This is a genomic window from Crossiella sp. CA-258035 (genome assembly GCF_030064675.1).
Taxonomy (GTDB): Bacteria; Actinomycetota; Actinomycetes; order Mycobacteriales; family Pseudonocardiaceae; genus Crossiella.
In genome coordinates, this window is record NZ_CP116413.1 from 7985950 (window position 1) to 8001860 (window position 15911).

The 15911-nt window shown below is 71.2% G+C and carries 13 protein-coding genes and 1 tRNA gene; 9 read left to right on the forward strand and 5 right to left on the reverse strand.

Features of this window, described 5'->3' with window-relative positions; translation table 11 throughout:
• The first annotated feature begins 78 nt into the window (after positions 1 to 78).
• Together N8J89_RS35980 and N8J89_RS35985 are read left to right on the forward strand one after the other, a co-directional pair.
• A complete protein-coding gene (locus N8J89_RS35980; protein WP_283661396.1) occupies positions 79 to 1047 on the forward strand; it encodes an AraC-like ligand-binding domain-containing protein in 969 nt (322 codons plus the stop codon).
• 164 nt (positions 1048 to 1211) lie between these two features.
• Complete coding sequence (locus N8J89_RS35985; protein WP_252482225.1) at positions 1212 to 1448, forward strand: hypothetical protein; 237 nt, start codon at positions 1212 to 1214, stop codon at positions 1446 to 1448.
• Between the two features lie 73 nt (positions 1449 to 1521).
• On the opposite strand, the gene N8J89_RS35990 is transcribed toward N8J89_RS35985, so the two are convergent.
• Positions 1522 to 2736, reverse strand: coding sequence for a cytochrome P450 family protein (locus tag N8J89_RS35990; RefSeq protein WP_283661397.1), 1215 nt, complete (start codon positions 2734 to 2736; stop codon positions 1522 to 1524).
• A 92-nt stretch (positions 2737 to 2828) separates the two neighbouring features.
• Here N8J89_RS35990 and N8J89_RS35995 point away from each other — a divergent pair, with 92 nt between their 5' ends.
• A complete protein-coding gene (locus N8J89_RS35995) occupies positions 2829 to 3404 on the forward strand; it encodes a TetR/AcrR family transcriptional regulator (RefSeq protein ID WP_283661398.1) in 576 nt (191 codons plus the stop codon).
• Between the two features lie 132 nt (positions 3405 to 3536).
• Here the strand turns inward: N8J89_RS35995 and N8J89_RS36000 are convergent.
• Positions 3537 to 3610 (reverse strand) — tRNA-Met (locus N8J89_RS36000).
• 281 nt (positions 3611 to 3891) lie between these two features.
• Positions 3892 to 6834 carry a UPF0182 family protein gene (locus N8J89_RS36005; RefSeq protein ID WP_283666334.1) on the reverse strand — a complete coding sequence of 981 codons (2943 nt, stop codon included), beginning with the start codon at positions 6832 to 6834 and terminating at the stop codon, positions 3892 to 3894.
• Between the two features lie 171 nt (positions 6835 to 7005).
• Between N8J89_RS36005 and N8J89_RS36010 the strand changes: the two genes are divergently transcribed.
• On the forward strand, positions 7006 to 7548 hold the full coding sequence (locus N8J89_RS36010) for a PPA1309 family protein (RefSeq protein WP_283661399.1): 543 nt from the start codon (positions 7006 to 7008) through the stop codon (positions 7546 to 7548).
• A gap of 57 nt (positions 7549 to 7605) precedes the next feature.
• Here N8J89_RS36010 and N8J89_RS36015 read toward each other — a convergent pair whose 3' ends face one another.
• Complete coding sequence (locus N8J89_RS36015; RefSeq protein ID WP_283661400.1) at positions 7606 to 8628, reverse strand: YlbL family protein; 1023 nt, start codon at positions 8626 to 8628, stop codon at positions 7606 to 7608.
• A 68-nt stretch (positions 8629 to 8696) separates the two neighbouring features.
• Here N8J89_RS36015 and N8J89_RS36020 point away from each other — a divergent pair, with 68 nt between their 5' ends.
• Complete coding sequence (locus N8J89_RS36020; protein ID WP_283661401.1) at positions 8697 to 10121, forward strand: zinc-dependent metalloprotease; 1425 nt, start codon at positions 8697 to 8699, stop codon at positions 10119 to 10121.
• A 658-nt stretch (positions 10122 to 10779) separates the two neighbouring features.
• On the forward strand, positions 10780 to 12162 hold the full coding sequence (locus N8J89_RS36025) for a glycoside hydrolase 5 family protein (protein WP_283661402.1): 1383 nt from the start codon (positions 10780 to 10782) through the stop codon (positions 12160 to 12162).
• Between the two features lie 14 nt (positions 12163 to 12176).
• Here the strand turns inward: N8J89_RS36025 and N8J89_RS36030 are convergent, their stop codons facing one another.
• Positions 12177 to 12716: a M48 metallopeptidase family protein gene (locus N8J89_RS36030; protein WP_252482233.1), complete on the reverse strand. Its 540-nt coding sequence runs from the start codon at positions 12714 to 12716 to the stop codon at positions 12177 to 12179.
• A 209-nt stretch (positions 12717 to 12925) separates the two neighbouring features.
• On the opposite strand from N8J89_RS36030, the gene N8J89_RS36035 reads away from it, so the two are divergent.
• The 3 genes from N8J89_RS36035 to N8J89_RS36045 all read left to right on the forward strand — a co-directional run bounded on the left by N8J89_RS36035 (position 12926) and on the right by N8J89_RS36045 (position 15756).
• On the forward strand, positions 12926 to 13081 hold the full coding sequence (locus N8J89_RS36035) for a DUF5679 domain-containing protein (RefSeq protein ID WP_185009861.1): 156 nt from the start codon (positions 12926 to 12928) through the stop codon (positions 13079 to 13081).
• Between the two features lie 193 nt (positions 13082 to 13274).
• On the forward strand, positions 13275 to 14360 hold the full coding sequence (locus N8J89_RS36040; protein WP_283661403.1) for a ThiF family adenylyltransferase: 1086 nt from the start codon (positions 13275 to 13277) through the stop codon (positions 14358 to 14360).
• A 79-nt stretch (positions 14361 to 14439) separates the two neighbouring features.
• Entirely contained in the window at positions 14440 to 15756 is a 1317-nt protein-coding gene (locus tag N8J89_RS36045; protein WP_283661404.1) for an ABC1 kinase family protein, read from the forward strand.
• Positions 15757 to 15911: the final 155 nt, after the last annotated feature.

Sequence of the window (15911 nt, forward strand, 5' to 3'; positions counted from 1 at the left end):
GTTCGTCAGCGCACGCCCAGTGGTTGGCAACGCACACGCTGACCCGGTTCACTGGACGGATACCGGGAGGAGGCCGTCATGCCCGTGCTCGTGCACACCAGCACCGTCAGCGAGCGCGACCGCCTTGACTACTGGCGGGATGCCGGTGAACGGGCCGCGATGCCGATCGAGATCACCGACGCGCGGGCCGAGCACTTCCGGGCGAGCCTGCGCGGCCAGCGCTTCGGCGCGGTGCAGGTCAACGAGATCACCGCCAGCCCGCACGTGATCCGGCGGGCGCGCAGGGGCGGCGAGACCGGTTATGAGCTGTGCAAGACCACCCTGGTGGCGCAGGGCAACTGCGTGCTGAACCAGGACGGCAGGCGCACCGAGCTGGGTCCCGGCGACATGGTGCTCTACGACGGCTCCCGGCCCTACGAGATGGTGATGCCGGAGGACGTGCGGCTGCTCGTGTTGCAGTACCCGCGCAGGCTGCTGGCCACCACCGACGAGGACGACCGGCTGCTGGCCACCCGGCTGCCCACCTCGGCCGGGCTCGGCGAGGTGGTCGCCCAGCTGCTCCGGCACGTGGTGTCCACAATGGACGACACCGACGGCGCGGCCGGGGTGCGGCTGACCGACAACCTGATCGATCTGCTCGGCGTGCTGCTCGGCGAGCACAGCGCGCCGAGGTCGATCGAGCCGGACTCGGCGCGGCGCGCGCTGCTGCTGCGGGTGCTCTCCTTCGTGGAGGCCCGGCTGCACGACCCGGACCTGGACCCGGAGTCCATCGCCGCGGCGCACCACGTCTCCACCAGGTACCTGCACAAGCTGTTCGAGGACCGGCCCGAGTCGCTGGCCGCCTACGTGCGGGCCCGGCGGCTGGAGCGCTGCCGCAGCGACCTGCGGGACGTGGCCCAGGCCGGGCGTCCGGTCGCGGTGCTGGCGGCCTCCTGGGGCTTCCGGGACGCCGCGCACTTCAGCAAGGTGTTCAAGAACGCCTATGGTCTACCGCCGGGTGAGTACCGGCGCTCCTTCACGCAGCGCAGCCAGCAGCGCGTTCCTTAGCCCCCACGCGGGTGGTTCGGCCGACGCGGACCGGTGTTTCCGGCGCACAGGTCTACCCCGGACGGCGCAACAGCCCGGAAGATCACTCGCCGCGGGGCTCGTCCAACGCCGTACGGGCCCCGTCGTCCGCCGACGAGCAGATCCTGTGACGGGGAGGTCCTGCCGTGCACCGCAGTTGGTTCCGAACGAAGCTGGCCGAGAAGAAGACCGAGGTGACCACCAAGGTCAAGAGCAATGTGACCGCGCGGGCGAAGGCGTTGATCCCGCAGCGGCTCACCGAGTCCGCACCACGCGACAACTGCATGGTCTGCGGCAAGAAGCTCAAGCCGCATTCCGTGGCCAACGGCGACGGCCGGGTGTGCTCGCCGGCCTGCGCGCACGCGTGGGTCAAGGGGCTCTGACCACAACGTGGGCGGGCCGGTCCAGCCCCTCCGCTGGACCGGCTCGTACCCCCTCGACCGGCTCTGCCCCGCCTCAGCCGCCGACCCGCAGCGGCACCGAGTCGAAGCCCCGCAGCAGCGCGCCCGGCCGCCGGAGCAGCTCCGCGACGGGCACCGCCAGCTCCAGCTTCGGGTAGCGCGCCAGCAGCGCGTTGAAGGCGATCTCGCTCTCCAGCCGGGCCAGCCGCGCGCCGAGGCAGAAGTGGATCCCGTAGCCGAAGGCCAGGTGCTGGTTGTCCACGCGGTCCAGGTCGATCTCATCCGGGTTGGCGAACTGCCGGGGATCCCGGTTCGCCGCGCTCATCACGAGCAGCAGCAGCGTGCCCGCGGGCACCGGCACCCCGCCGACCTCGGCGTCCACGGTCGCCCGCCGGACCAGCCCCGGGTGCACCGGCCCGTCCAGCCGCAGGAACTCCTCCACCGCGGCGGCCACCAGCGCCGGCTCCTCACGCAGCCTGGCCAGCACGTCCGGCCGCTGGAGCAGCAGCACCGCGCCGTTGCCGATCAGGTTGACCGTGGTCTCGTGCCCGGCGTTCAGCAGCAGCACGCCCATGGCCACCAGCTCGTCAGGGGCCAGCCGGTCCCCGTCCTCGCTGATCGCGATCAGGTCGCTGATCAGGTCGTCCGCCGGGGCCGCCCGCTTGGCCTCGATCAGCCCGCTCATGTAGGCGACCAGACCGTCGATTCCGGCCTCGGCCTCCCGGATGGCCCGCTCGGAGTCCAGGTAGGCCAGCATCTGGTGGGAGAGCGCGCTGAAGTGCGCGCGGTCCTCCGGCGGCACGCCGAGCAGCTCGCAGATCACCAGCACCGGCAGCGGGAAGGAGAAGTCGGCCACCAGGTCGATCTCGGACTGCCCGGCCACCCGGTCCAGCAGCTGACCGGCCAGCTCGGTGATCCGCGGCCGCAGCGCGTCCACCCGCTTGGCGCTGAAGGCGCGCACCACGAGCTTGCGCAGCCGGGTGTGGTCCGGCGGGTCCACGTTGAGCATGGACCGGCCGAGCAACTCCTGGAACTTGCGCAGCACCGGCGCGGTGGGTCCCTGGAGCTGGTTGACGGACTCGGTCAGGTCGCTGCTGAACCGGGGATCGGCGAGCACCTGCCGGACGTCCTCGTGCCGGGTGACCAGATGCCGGTCCAGCCCGTCCGGGAATCCGATCGGGACCACCGGCGCGGTCTCGCGCACCCGCGTGAGCAGGTCGAACGGCTCCGGCCCCATCAGGGTGAGAAATTCAGCGGTGGGCGTCGACATGACACACTCCCCCAGATCCTGGCCCAGACTCTACGGACGTAGAGGCTCTACAGCCGTAGAGTACACGGAACGACGCCGAGGTACTACCGAGCATGAGCAACGAGCAGTCCACCCGCCGCGAAGCGATCGCCGACGCGGCCATCGAGGTGCTCGCCGAGGCGGGCTCCCGCGGCCTGACGCACCGTGCGGTGGACGCCAAGGCCGGCCTGGCCGCCGGTTCCACCTCGTACTACTTCCGCACCCGGCTGGCCCTGCTGGAGGCCGTGCAGGCCAGGGTGAACGAGCGCCAGCTGGCCGTGATGACCGCGGTGGCCGAAGCCCAGCCCCGCACCCCGCTGGAGCTGGCCCAGATGATCAGCACGCACATGCGCGCGGTCCAGGCCGACCCGACCCTGACCATCGCCACCATGGAACTGACCCTGGAGGCCGTCCGGCGCCCGGAACTGCGCCCGGGCGTCGCGGCGGCCAGGAGCCTGTTCGCGGACTGGCAGAAGAGGATGCTGCGCGCCATCGGCGGCGAGCCGTCGGAGGACCTGGCCCAGCTGCTGGCCAGCCTGGGCACCGGGATGATGGTCGAGCTGCTCAGCCTGGGCGAGGCGGTGCCCCCGGAGTTCTTCGACCCGGAAACCCAGGCCCGCAACTTCCAGCGCCTGCTCGGCCACTACTGACCCAGCCCCGCTGAGCCCCACCGCCCTGGCGGCGCAGCCCCCGCGGTCCCCATCCCGGTCGCGGCGGCACTGGCGCACAAACGCAAAAAGAATCCGGCCCCCAGGGCTTAAAACCCTGGGGGCCGGATCTAGTAGCGGGGACAGGATTCGAACCTGTGACCTCTGGGTTATGAGCCCAGCGAGCTACCGAGCTGCTCCACCCCGCGCCGTCTTGCTTTTTTGTTTCCGTCGTTCTTGCTGACAGGAACTACTTTACACCCACGTCCATGCATTTCCAAATCGGGGGGTAAAACCGCCCCTGACCTGCTGGAACTTCCCTCAGCCTACCCGTCCCCGGACGACCGCCGGAGATCGCCGCCCGGCCCCTCCGCCCTCCGAAAAAGCGGAAAGGCCCGGCGAACCGGGCCTGACCACAACATTCAGCTGACGGAAGGTGCGGGGCGAATCACCTGGAGACCCAGAAATGTGACCCACCCCGCACTCCGAATCATCCGCCCGGCGTCGAAGTGGGCGGTGTTGAGGTGCCCGTGCTGGGCGGCGGCGCCTGGCGGGCCTGGTCGAAGCGCTTGGACGCCTCGTCCAGTTCCTTGAGCGCCTGGCCCTGGGTCGCGTAGTCCCCGTCGACCTGTGCCTTCTTGTACTTCGCCCAGGCCGTGCCCATCTCGTTGGCGGCCTTCTGCGCCGCCTCGCTCAGGCTGCCCGTGTTCGGGTTGGGCGGCGGCTGCCCCGGCGTGGTGGTGCCACCACCGGGCTGGCCGGGGTTCGTCGTGTTCGAACCCGCGCCCGCGCCGAACACCTGGTCCAGCGCCTCCGCCAGGGTCGCCTTGAAGCCGACCCGGTTGCCGAAGCTGACCAGCACGCGGGCCAGCTGCGGGAAGGCGTTCTGGTCCTTGCGCTGGATGTAGATCGGCTCCACGTACAGCAGCCCGCCGGCCACCGGCAGCGTGATCAGGTTGCCGTTGACCGCGCTGGCGTTCGGGTTGTTGAACAGCGTCCGGTTCTCCGTCACCTCAGGTGTGGAGAAGAACCTGTTCTGCACCTGGCCCGGACCCTCGGTCTGGGTGTTGGTCGGCAGTCTGAGCACGTTGAGCTGGCCGTAGGTGTCCGGATCGGAGGACGCGCTCACCCAGGCGGCCAGGAACTCCCGTTTCAGACCGGTCAACGCGCTGGTCAGCTGGAAGGTCGGCTTGGCCTGGCCGTTGAGCTGGGCCACCACGTAGTACGGCGGCAGCTTGCCCTCGCGGTTGCCGGTGGCGGTGGAGGTGCCCACCGACTCGTCGGTCGGGTCGTCCGGCACATCCCAGAACTCGTTCTGGTTGAAGAAGATGCCGGGCTGGTCGACGTGGTAGCGGGCGAGCAGGCTGCGCTGGACCTTGAACAGGTCCTCCGGGTAACGGAAGTGCTCCCGCAGCGAGGGCTTGACCTCGTTGTTGCCCTTGACCAGGCCGGGGAACACGCCCCGCCAGGCCTTGAGCACCGGGTCCTGCTCATCCACCGCGTACAGGGTCACCGTGCCGTCGTAGGCGTCCACGGTGGCCTTGACCGAGTTGCGGATGTAGTTGATCTGCGTGTTGGGCAGCCGGGGCTGACCGGGCAGCGAGTCCTGCACCGTCTCGCCGAGCGACATGCGCTGGGCGTACGGGTAGTTCTGCAGCGTGGTGTAGCCGTCGACGATCCACTGGATCCGGCCGTCCACCACCGCGGGGTACGGGTCGGCGTCCACGGTCAGCCACGGCGCGGCCTTCATCACCCGGTCCCGCGGGTTGCGGTTGTAGATGATCTTGGAGTCGCCGCCGATGGCGCTGGAGAACAGGATGTTGCGTTCACCCTCGTTGGCCGCGAAGGCCAGCCGGTTGAACCAGTTCCCGATCGGCACGCCACCCTTGCCGGTGTAGGTGTACTTGCTGGAGTCGGTGTCGTACTCCTGCGGGGCCCCACCGGCGGAACCGACGATCGCGTAGTTGGTGATCTTCTCGCCGAAGTAGATCCGCGGCTGGTCCACGTGGAAGATGCTCTTCGAGGACAGGTCGCTGACCTGGTAGTTCGGGTAGCCGCCCTGGCCGCTGCCGTCCTCGATCGCGGAGTTCACCGTGTTCGCCTGGGCCGCGACGAAGCCGTCGCCGTGGGTGTAGGTGAGGTGGGCGTTGAGCCAGTCCCGCTGGTTCTCGGCCAGCCCCTGCGAGTTCAGCTCGCGGACCGCGACGATGTAGTCCTGGGTCTTGCCGTTGATCGTGTAGCGGTCGATGTCCAGCTTGTCGCCGAAGGCGTAGAAGTTCTTCCGCTGCTGCTGCTGGGTGAACGTCGGCGCGAGCACGTTCGGGTCCAGCAGGCGGATGTTCGGGATGGTGCCCTTGTCCGCCTTGACCTCGGCCTGGGAGGACTCGGACTTGCCGGGGTAGTCGGTGTACTTGACCTTCTCCGGCGTCAGCCCGTACGCCTGTCTTGTCGCCGCGATGTTCCGCTCGATCGACTGGGACTCCCTGGCGATCGGGTTCGGCCGCACCGAGAACTGCTCCAGCAGCAGCGGCCAGGCCGCGCCCAGCAGCACGCTGGAGAGCACCATCAGCACCGCGGCGATCACCGGGATCTGCAGGTTGCGCACGAACGCGCCGACGAAGAAGGCCACCGCGCAGATCACCGCGATGATGGTCAGGATGAGCTTCGCCGGCATCACCGCGTGCAGATCGGTGTAGGTGGCGCCGTTGAACTGGTCCTTGCGGGTGCTCAGCAGCAGCCCGAACCGGTCCAGGTAGTAGGAGATGCCGTAGAGCAGCACGAACACCCCGGCCAGCACGGCCAGCTGGACGCGCGCGGGGGCGGAGAGCTGCCCGCCGCGGCCGGCCAGCCGGATGCCGCCGAAGATGTAGTGCGCGATCAGCCCGACGAAGAACGCGCCGGCCACCGCGACGAACGCCCAGGAGACCAGCCACTCGTAGAACGGCAGGCGGAAGGCGTAGAAGCTGATGTCGTGGCCGAACTCCGGGTCGGTGACACCGAAGGGCGAGGAGTTCAGGAACAGCTGGACGCGTTCCCACTCGCTCTGCGCGGCGGTGCCCGAGACCAGGCCGACCGCGATGGGAATGCCCCACCCGACGATCCGCACCCGGGAGAGCACCGCGGTGCGGTAGCGGGAGACGGGGTCGTCCGGGCCGGCCACCGGCACGAACACCGGCCGGCTGCGGTAGGCGATGAACAGGCTCAGCCCGACCGCGCCACCGATCAGCACGGCGACCGAGACGAACAGCACGATCCGGGTGAACAGCACGGTGGTGAACACCGAACGGAAGCCGACCTCGCCGAACCACAGCCAGTCGACATAGGTGCCGAGCAGCTGGGAGGCCAACAGGAAGGCGCCGAGGACTACCGCGCCGACGATGAGCAGAATCCGACTACGTCGGGATAGCTTCGGCATCCCGACCGGGGGCCGCATGGCCACGTGAGCACGCTCCTGGGTTGCGGTCGATCAGTTTTCAGCGGTCTGGGCCGGATGTCGTCCAGGCCGAGAGCACGGCTGAGCAACGGACAGGCATCGTCCCGTATGTCCAACTCTACGGACGGCCGTTTGGGTTCCTGACTCGCCTCGTGTTATCGAAGTGCGACGATGTGCGCCGTGTCTTCCGCACCCGACTTCACCGCCGCCCTGCCCGCAGCCGCACGAGAGGTGGACGACTTCGTCGCGACCGGTGGCTGGGACCAGCCGCCGCAGCTGTTCGCGCTGGTCCCGACGGCCGCGCTGCTGGAACAGGAACCCGAGCTGGCGGACAGCCTGGACCCCGACGCCATGCTCACCCCGATCGCGCAGGAGAGCCTGCCCGACGGTGACCTGGGCACCGCGCTGGCCCGGATCGTGTGGCCGGCCGCGGTGCAGGGCTGTGTGGTGACCCAGGAGATCGTGGTGCTGCCGCCGGAAGCGGAGGACCAGCTCAACGGCGCGGGGACCGACCCGGAGGAGACCGCGCGGATCGCCGCCGAGCACCCGGACCGCAGGGAGGCCCGGCTGGTGGCCGCGGTGCTGCGGGACGGCACCGGCGCCTGCGTGCTGCGGGTGCGCAAGGCCCCGGACGGGCCTGGCGACGAGCTGGTCGAGCAGCCCGACCTGGCGCCGAACCTGCTGGAAGCGCTGCGACAGACCTTCCAGGACTGAGCCTCGGACCGCCGGCCGGGTTCGCCGAGGACCCGGCCGGTGTGCCGGCGTGTCCGCTCAGCAGGCGGGCGTGGGCTGGTTGTTCCGCAGCGCCTCCAGCGCGGTCACCGCCTGGTCCAACGTGCCGACCTTGATCAGCTTGAGCCCCTCGGGGGCGCGCTGCCTGGCCTCGGCGCAGTTGCCCTCCGGCACCAGGAACACCGAAGCGCCCTGGTTGCGGGCGGCGATCATCTTGAACGGGATGCCGCCGATCGCGCCCACCTTGCCGTCGGCGTCGATCTCGCCGGTGCCCGCGACGGACTGGCCGCCGTTGATCTCGCCGGGGGTCAGCTTGTCCACGATGGACAGCGCGAACATCAGCCCGGCCGAGGGGCCGCCCACGTCCTTGAGCGCGATCTTGATCTGGAAGGGCACGTCCGGCCGCTCCGCCGAGCTCACGCCGAGCACGCCCTGCGGCCGGTCCTCGGCCTTGCCCAGGGTCACCCGCGCGGTCTTCTCCGGGTCGGTGTTGTGCTGGTAGCGAACATCGACCTGCTCTCCGGGCTTGCTGCCCTCCAGCGCGGCGCGCACCTCGGCCGCGGTGGCCACCGGCTTGCCGTTGACCGCGATGATCCGGTCGCCCGGCTCCACGATGCCCTTGACCGCGCTGTTGTCCTCGATCTTCATCGCGAGCACCTTGACCGGGTACTTCAGGTACCGCAGCGCGGCGATCTCGGCGCTGGTCTGGGAGTCCTGGAAGGCCTTGGTGTTCTCCTGGTCGATCTGCTGCTTGGTCTTCTCCGGCGGGAACAGCTCCTCGCGCGGGGCCAGCGCGTAGTCCCCGGACAGCCACAGGCCGAAGGCGCTGAGCAGGGTCATGCCGTCGTTGAGCGAGACCGTGGTCATGGACAGCTTGCCGCCGGTCGGGAAGGTGTTCTCACCGCCGATCTCGACCACCTGGGTGTCGTTGACCTTGCCGAGGGTGTCGTAGACCGGGCCGGGACCGAGTGCGACATAGGGCACCGGCAGCAGGGCGCCGAGCAGGCCGAGCACCAGCACGAGCACGGAACTGAAAAGCAGCGTCCAGGTACGGCGGGTCACGACCACACAGCGTACGGGGCGGGCGACGCCACCGGGTGCACCCACCACGGTCCGCGTACCGTGGAGGCATGACGGACCAGCCGTTCGGCTTCAGCGCACCGGACCCGGACGAGGGCGACGGCCGCAAGCGCTCCGAGGGAGCGGGCGGCCAGCAGAACCCCTTCGGTTTCGGCCTTCCCGGGATGCCACCCGGGGGCATCCCCGGTCTGCCGGGCATGCCGCCAGGCGGCAGCCTCGACATGGGCGCGCTCGGCCAGATGCTCAGCCAGCTCGGTCAGATGCTCAGCCAGTCGGCTGGGCAGTCCGGGCCGGTCAACTACGACGTGGCCAAACAGATCGCCGTGCAGCAGCTCATCGACAGCGGCGGCAACCTCAACCCCAGCGGCCAGCAGGACACCGCGGTCGCCGACGCCGTGCGCCTGGCCGAGCTGTGGCTCGACCCGGCGACCGCGCTGCCAGTCGGCGCGCGCAGCACGCAGAGCTGGTCGGCGATGACCTGGGTCGAGCAGACCCTGCCCGCCTGGCAAAGGCTGTGCGACCCGGTGGCGCAGCGCGTCTCCGGCGCCTGGGTGGACGCCCTGCCGGACGAGGCGCGGCAGGCCGCTGGCCCGCTGCTGTCCATGGTCGGGCAGATGGGCGGGCTCGCCTTCGGCTCCCAGCTCGGCAACGCGCTGGCCCAGCTCGGCGCGGAGGTGCTGACCTCCACCGAGGTGGGCCTGCCGCTCGGCCCGGAGGGCGTGGCCGCCCTGGTGCCGGCGAACGTGGAGAAGTTCACCGAGGGCCTGGGCCGCCCGGCCAGCGAGGTGCTGGTGTTCCTGGCCGCCCGCGAGGCCGCGCACCAGCGGCTGTTCGCGCACGTGCCGTGGCTGCGCCAGCGGCTGATGGCCACGGTCGAGGAGTTCGCCAGCGGCATCAAGGTCGACGTGGCCGCCCTGGAGAACCTGGCGGGCCAGATCGACCCCAGCAACCCCACCGCCCTGGAAGAGGCGATGGGTTCCGGCGTGCTCAACCCGGAACACTCCCCAGAGCAGAAGGCGGCGCTGGCTCGCCTGGAGACCATGCTGGCCCTGGTCGAGGGCTGGGTGGACGTGGTGGTCGGCGACGCGGTCGGCGACCGCCTGCCAGGCGCCGACGCCCTCCGCGAGACCCTGCGCCGCCGACGCGCCAGCGGCGGCCCAGCAGAACAGACCTTCGCCACCCTGGTCGGCCTGGAGCTCCGCCCGCGCCGCCTGCGCGCCGCGGCGGCCCTGTGGCGGGTGATGACCGACCAGCACGGCATCACCGGCCGCGACTCGGTCTGGGAACACCCGGACCTGATCCCCACCGCCGAGGACCTGGACGACCCCCTGGGCTTCGCCGAACGCTGGGGCCAGGACAACGCGGACCTCGACGACCCGATCGCGGCGATCCAGCGCGCCGAGGAGGCGGAACGCCGCGAGCAGGGCAAGGACGAGAAGGACAAGGGCAGCGACGAAGGTCCGGCCCGCGACTGACGAAGGTCGCGAGCGCGGACCGGACCATCCGGCACGCGGCTGACGGCTCGGCTCCGAGCCGTCAGCCCGCGGCCGACGGCACTGGCCCCGGCCGCTCAGTCCGCGCGGCAAGCGGCTTGATTCCAGCCGTCCGGCCCTCGACCGGCAGTTGGCCTCGTCCATCCGGCCCGGCCCAGCGGCCTCGGTCCGGGCGTTCCAGGCCGCGCCCAGCGGCGAGGACCCGACCGCTCAGTCCGCGGGATCAGCGGGCTCGGCCTCAGCCGTCCAGCCCGCGACCAGCGACGTTGGCCCCGACCGCTCCGCCACGGCCAGCGGACTCGATCCGAGCTGTCCAGCCTGCGATCAGCGGCGTTGGTCCCAGCCGCTCCGCCCACGCCCAGCGGTCCCGGTCCCAGCCACTCAGCCTGCGACCAGCGGCATTGGCCCCGCCGCTCAGTCCGCGCGGCCAACGGGCTCGGTCCCGACCGCTTCGCCCGCGACCAGCGGGCTCGGTTCCAGCCATCCAGCCCACCACCGGCGGGCTCACCCCAGCCGCCCAGCCCGCGACCAGCGGCTTTGCCCCCGCCATCCGGCTCGCACCCGGCGGCCTCGGCCCGCCCATCCGGCCCCGCGACTAACGGGGCTGGTCCCGGCGGGCCGCGCGCGGTGCCATGAAACGGTGTCCGCCGACCTGCCCCGCCGCGCCTTCCTCCGCGGCGCGGCCGCCCTCCCGCTCGCCGGGACCACCGCGGCCGCCGCCACCCAGCCCGCCGCCGCCAACACCCCCGCCGACCCCGGTGCCGCGAACGCCGCCGAGCCCCCGGCCGCCGACGACGCCGCCCGCACTCGCCGCCGAGTGCGCTTCGGCGTCAACTACGTCCCCTCCCGCAACTGGTGGTTCAGCTGGGCCGACTGGGATCGTGGCTCGATTGCCCGGGACCTGGCCCAGATCGCCGCGCTCGGCATGGACCACATCCGGATCATGTGCGTCTGGCCGGAGCTCCAGCCCAACCCGCACTACGTCCGCGGCGAGCAGCTCGACCGCGTCGCCGAGCTGCTCGACCTGGCCGACCGGTGCCGGCTGGACGTCGAGGTCACCGTGTTCAACGGTGCGGTCAGCGGGCTGCTGTTCGTGCCGCCCTGGCTGATCGACAACGGCAACGGCAAGGTCCGCGACTTCTTCACCGATCCGGACGCGCTGGCCGCCCAGCACCGCCTGCTCGAAGCCCTGGCCGCCCGCATCGGCCGCCACCGCCGGTTCCTGGGCTTCGACCTGTCCAACGAGGTGCACTGGGCCGGCATCCCGCTGGGCCTGAAACCCACCCCGGCCCAGGGCGACGCCTGGCACAACGCCCTGTTCGCCACCTGTGAGCGGGTGGCCCCCGGCAAGCTGCACGTGTCCGGAATTGACCACTACCCCTGGCTCACCGACGCCTACTTCAGCCGCGACGGACTGGCCACCAGCGGCACCGCCTCAGCTGTGCACACCTGGGCGGGCTGGACCAGGGTGATCCAGGACTTCGGGCCGCTGTCCACCCCGTCGGTGCACTACTCGGAGTACTTCATCGAGGTCATCAAAGCCTTCCACCAGGACCTGCGCCGTCAGGTGTGGGTGGAGGAGACCGGTGTGTCGACCAAGTGGATGGCCGCCGAGCTGATCCCGGAGTGGACCGAGCGGTCGATCCGGGCCATGGCCTCCTGCGGCGAGCTGTTCGGTGTCAGCTGGTGGTGCTCACACGACCTCAACCCCAAGCTGTCCGGTTTCAACCCGCTCGAATACGACCTCGGCCTGCTCACCAACACCGGTGCCCGCAAACCCATCGGCGACACCCTGGCCCGGCTGGTCCGCGAGTACGACCGCCACCCGCCGGCACCCCTGCCCCGGCCGGTCGCCCTGGTCCTGCCGGACAACCAGATCCCCGGCTTGGACTTCCTCAAGGCCTTCGCCCGGCTCATCGACCGGGGCATCCGCCCGGCCGTGGTCAAGCAGTCCAAGGCGGCCGATCCGGCCTACCTGGCGGCCCGCCGCATCGAGCGGCTGATCCGGCCGGAGGAGGCGTGACGACCTAGACCGGCTCAGCCCCCGTCCCCGTCGACCTCGATCCCCAGACCGGCCGCCGCGGCGAGTCCTTCCAGGAAACCCATCGCGCGGTCGGTCTTCGGATAGGCCCGCACCAGCTGCCAGAACTCGGCGCTGTGCCCGTGCACCAGCAGGTGCGCCAGCTCGTGCACCAGCACGTAGTCCAGCACCCAGGACGGCACGTCGCGCAGCCGCTCGCTGACCCGGATGGATCCGTCGCCCGGCGAGCACGAGGCCCACCGGGTGCGCATCGGCGGCACCCAGCGCACGCTGCCCGGCACCGCCTTGCCGTCCAGGTACTTCGCGGACAGCTCGGCACACCTGGCCAGCAAGACCTCGTCGGAGGAGCGGGCGGGCGAACGCCGCCGCGTCTCGTTGCGCTGGAGCTTGCGCAGCATCTCCTCGACCCAGTGCTCCTCTTCAGCCCGGCTCATCCGCGCCGGGAGCAGGACAACGATCTTGTCCCCCTCGCGGTACGCGGTGACCGTGCGTCGACGCCGCCAGCTGCGGCGTACCTCGACCTGCGCCTTCGCCACGGGGTTCACCGTACGGCCAGCACCGACATTTTGGCGGCAGCCATCCACAGGCAAGGTCGGGTGAAGCGGGCACACCGTGGCTGTGTCGTTCCGGCGGTTCCCAGAAACCACAGGTAGCGTGGCCGCGAGTCGCGAGCGAGGCGGGCGGGCCGAGCTCAGTCAACCCCGGTCGTGGGAGATCGGGGCCACAACAGCCAAGGGAGGTCGCCGTGGCCGAGAGCTACAACGGCTACTGCGTGAAGTGCCGGGAGAAGCGGGACTTCGAGGGCCAGGTCGAGGAAAGCAACAACCGTCGGATGGCCAAGGGCACCTGTCCGGTGTGCGGCACCAAGATGACCCGAATTCTCGGCAAGGCGACTGTCTGACCGAACAGACCGTCGCCACAACCCGCGACACCACACGAACCGAGGGGCGGCTCACCACGAGCCGCCCCTCGCTCGTGCCCGCGTCTACCAGCCCAAACCCCACTCCCACACCCCCGCCGCCAATCTGTGGATAACCCACCCCCCTGTGGATAGCTTTTTTCCACTTTCGCCCCCGCCCTGCCACGGTGGCCACATGACCAGCACCCTCCTGCCCACCGCACCCCTACCCCCGGCCACCAGCGCCGATCCCCCGCAGACCCGCACCAGGCCGCGGATCCTGCCCTGCCTGCCGGTGCTGCGCCGCGAGGACGACGCGGTCCAGCTCGGCCTGGACCGCAGACACGGCGTGCTGCTCGACCGCCTGTCGCCCGACCAGGTGAAAACCGTGCTGCGCCTGGACGGCGGGCACACCGTGGCCGACCTGCACGACCTGGCCCCGCCCGCCCAGGTCGACCAGGTGCTCGACCTGCTGGAGGAGGCCGGGCTGCTGGACGAGCCGGTCGGCCCCGGCGCGGGCGGACGGCTGCGCAGCGACCGGGCCACCTGGGCCTTACGCACCGGCTCGCCGCCGGAGACGCTGATCGCGCTGCGCGAGCACGCCGCGGTGCTCGTGGTCGGCGGCGGCAGGCTGGCCACCGGCATCGCCGGGCTGCTGGCCACCGCGGGCGTCGGGCACGTCCGGGTGGAGACCCGCGGCGCGGTGGACGCCGACGACCTGGGCTGCGGGTTCACCGAGGCCGACGTCGGGCAGCCGAGGGAGGCGGCCGCGCGGGCGCACCTGCGGCGCTGCTCGCCCTCGGTGCGCACCGAGGCGCTGTCCGCCCGCCGCCGTCCCGACCTGGTGGTGCTCACCGACTGGCACGCGCCGGACGCGGTCCGGCTGAACCAACTGATGGCCGAGCGGGTGCCGCACCTGGCCGTGCGGGTCAGCGAGGGCGTCGGGTACGTCGGGCCGTTCGTGCGCGCGGCGCGGGGCGCCTGCCTGCAGTGCGTGGAACTGCACCGGGGCACGGTCGATCCGCACTGGCCGCGGATGTCGGCGCAGCTGCTGCGGCAGGTGCCGCCGCCGGAGCTGAGCTGTGCGCAGGCCACCGCGGCGCTGGCGGCCACCCAGGTGCTGCTCGCGCTGTCCTGGCCGGAGACCGGGCGGGTGCCACCGCCGAGCTGGTCGGCGGTGCTGGAGATCGACCCGATCAACGCGTCCATGGGAAAGGAGGTGCTCAAGCCGCATCCGGATTGCCCCTGTGGCGCAGGCTCACCCCATGCTGATTACATGTAGTCAGACAACTAGGTGGGCAGGGCCGCCGCGACGGCCGGGTCCGTTCTGACCGCCGTCGACCTCGGGGGAGAATCGCTCGGTGACCGAGATCCCGCGCCGTGCCGTCGCTCGCACGGCCAAGCTCGCCAGCCTGCCGCTCGGCGTGGCGGGACGTGTCGCCGCCGGCTGGGGCAAGCGCCTCGTCGGCCACAGCGCCGAGGAGATCAGCGCGGAGATGTCCGCCAAGACCGCCGAACAGCTGTTCGCGGTGCTGGGGCAGCTCAAGGGCGGGGCGATGAAGTTCGGCCAGGCGCTGAGCGTGTTCGAGGCGGCCATTCCCGAGGAGATGGCCGCGCCGTACCGCGAGGCGCTGACCAAGCTCCAGTCCGCCGCGCCCGCGCTGCCGGCCAAGACGGTGCACCGGGTGCTCGCCGAGCAGCTGGGCAGCGGCTGGGCCAAGCGGTTCAGCGAGTTCTCCGACGAGCCCGCTGCCGCGGCCAGCATCGGCCAGGTGCACCGCGCGGTGTGGCACGACGGGCGCGAGGTCGCGGTCAAGGTGCAGTACCCGGGCGCGGACGAGGCGTTGCTCGCCGACCTGCGCCAGCTGGAGCGCTTCAGCAGGCTGTTCCAGGCGGTGGTGCCCGGTATGGAGGTCAAGCCGCTGCTCACCGAGCTCCGGGAGCGGATGGTCGAGGAGCTGGACTACCGCAACGAGGCGGACAACCAGCGCGCCTTCGCCACCGCCTACGCCGGGGACGAGCGGGTGTTCGTGCCCAGGGTGGTGGCCAGCGCGCCCAGGGTGATGGTCACCGAGTGGGTCACCGGCACCCCGCTGTCGGCGATCATCCGGGACGGTGACCGCGAGCAGCGGAACGCGGTCGGCGGCAGGCTGGCGGAGTTCCACTTCTCCGCACCGGCCCGCTCCGGTCTGCTGCACGCCGACCCGCACCCCGGCAACTTCCTGGTGCTGCCCGACGGCAGGCTGTGCGTGCTGGACTTCGGCGCCTGCGCCCAGCTCCCGGATGGTCTGCCGGAAACCCTGGGCGTGGTGACCCGGTTGGCTCTGGAGGGCCGCTCCGACGACATGCTGACCAGGCTGCGCGACGAGGGCTTCGTCCGCCCGGACGCGGAACTCGACGCCGAGGACGTGCTCGCCTACCTGGGCCCGTTCGTCGAGCCGCTGCGCACCGAGCGGTTCCACTTCACCCGGTCCTGGTTGCAGGGCCAGGCCGAACGGATCAGCGACCTGCGCGGCCCGGACTTCCGCACCGGCCGGTCCCTGAACCTGCCCCCGCAGTACCTGCTGATCCACCGGGTGACCTTCGGCTCCATCGGCATCCTGTGCCAGCTGGACGCGGAAACCTCGCTGCTGAACATCGTCACCCAGTGGCAACCCGGCTTCGCCGACGAGAGCTGACCAGCCCCGCCACCAACGGGACAGGTGGACGGCTCGCGGCGAAGGCACCGCGCGGCCACGAGGGCAGGGTGAGGTGAAGGGCCGGCGGCGGCTCCGGCAGGGCGGCGGGTCCGGGCGGCGGGCGGCGGAAGCGGCGAGGGACCGGGCGATTTCGC

Bases quoted from the DNA above. Each gene is read 5' to 3' on its own strand.
- N8J89_RS35980 (WP_283661396.1), top strand. From the start codon at position 79: ATGCCCGTGCTCGTGCACACCAGCACCGTCAGCGAGCGCGACCGCCTT.
- N8J89_RS35990 (WP_283661397.1), bottom strand. From the start codon at position 2,736: ATGTCGACGCCCACCGCTGAATTTCTCACCCTGATGGGGCCGGAGCCG.
- N8J89_RS35995 (WP_283661398.1), top strand. From the start codon at position 2,829: ATGAGCAACGAGCAGTCCACCCGCCGCGAAGCGATCGCCGACGCGGCC.
- N8J89_RS36005 (WP_283666334.1), bottom strand. From the start codon at position 6,834: ATGCGGCCCCCGGTCGGGATGCCGAAGCTATCCCGACGTAGTCGGATT.
- N8J89_RS36010 (WP_283661399.1), top strand. From the start codon at position 7,006: ATGTGCGCCGTGTCTTCCGCACCCGACTTCACCGCCGCCCTGCCCGCA.
- N8J89_RS36020 (WP_283661401.1), top strand. From the start codon at position 8,697: ATGACGGACCAGCCGTTCGGCTTCAGCGCACCGGACCCGGACGAGGGC.
- N8J89_RS36040 (WP_283661403.1), top strand. From the start codon at position 13,275: ATGACCAGCACCCTCCTGCCCACCGCACCCCTACCCCCGGCCACCAGC.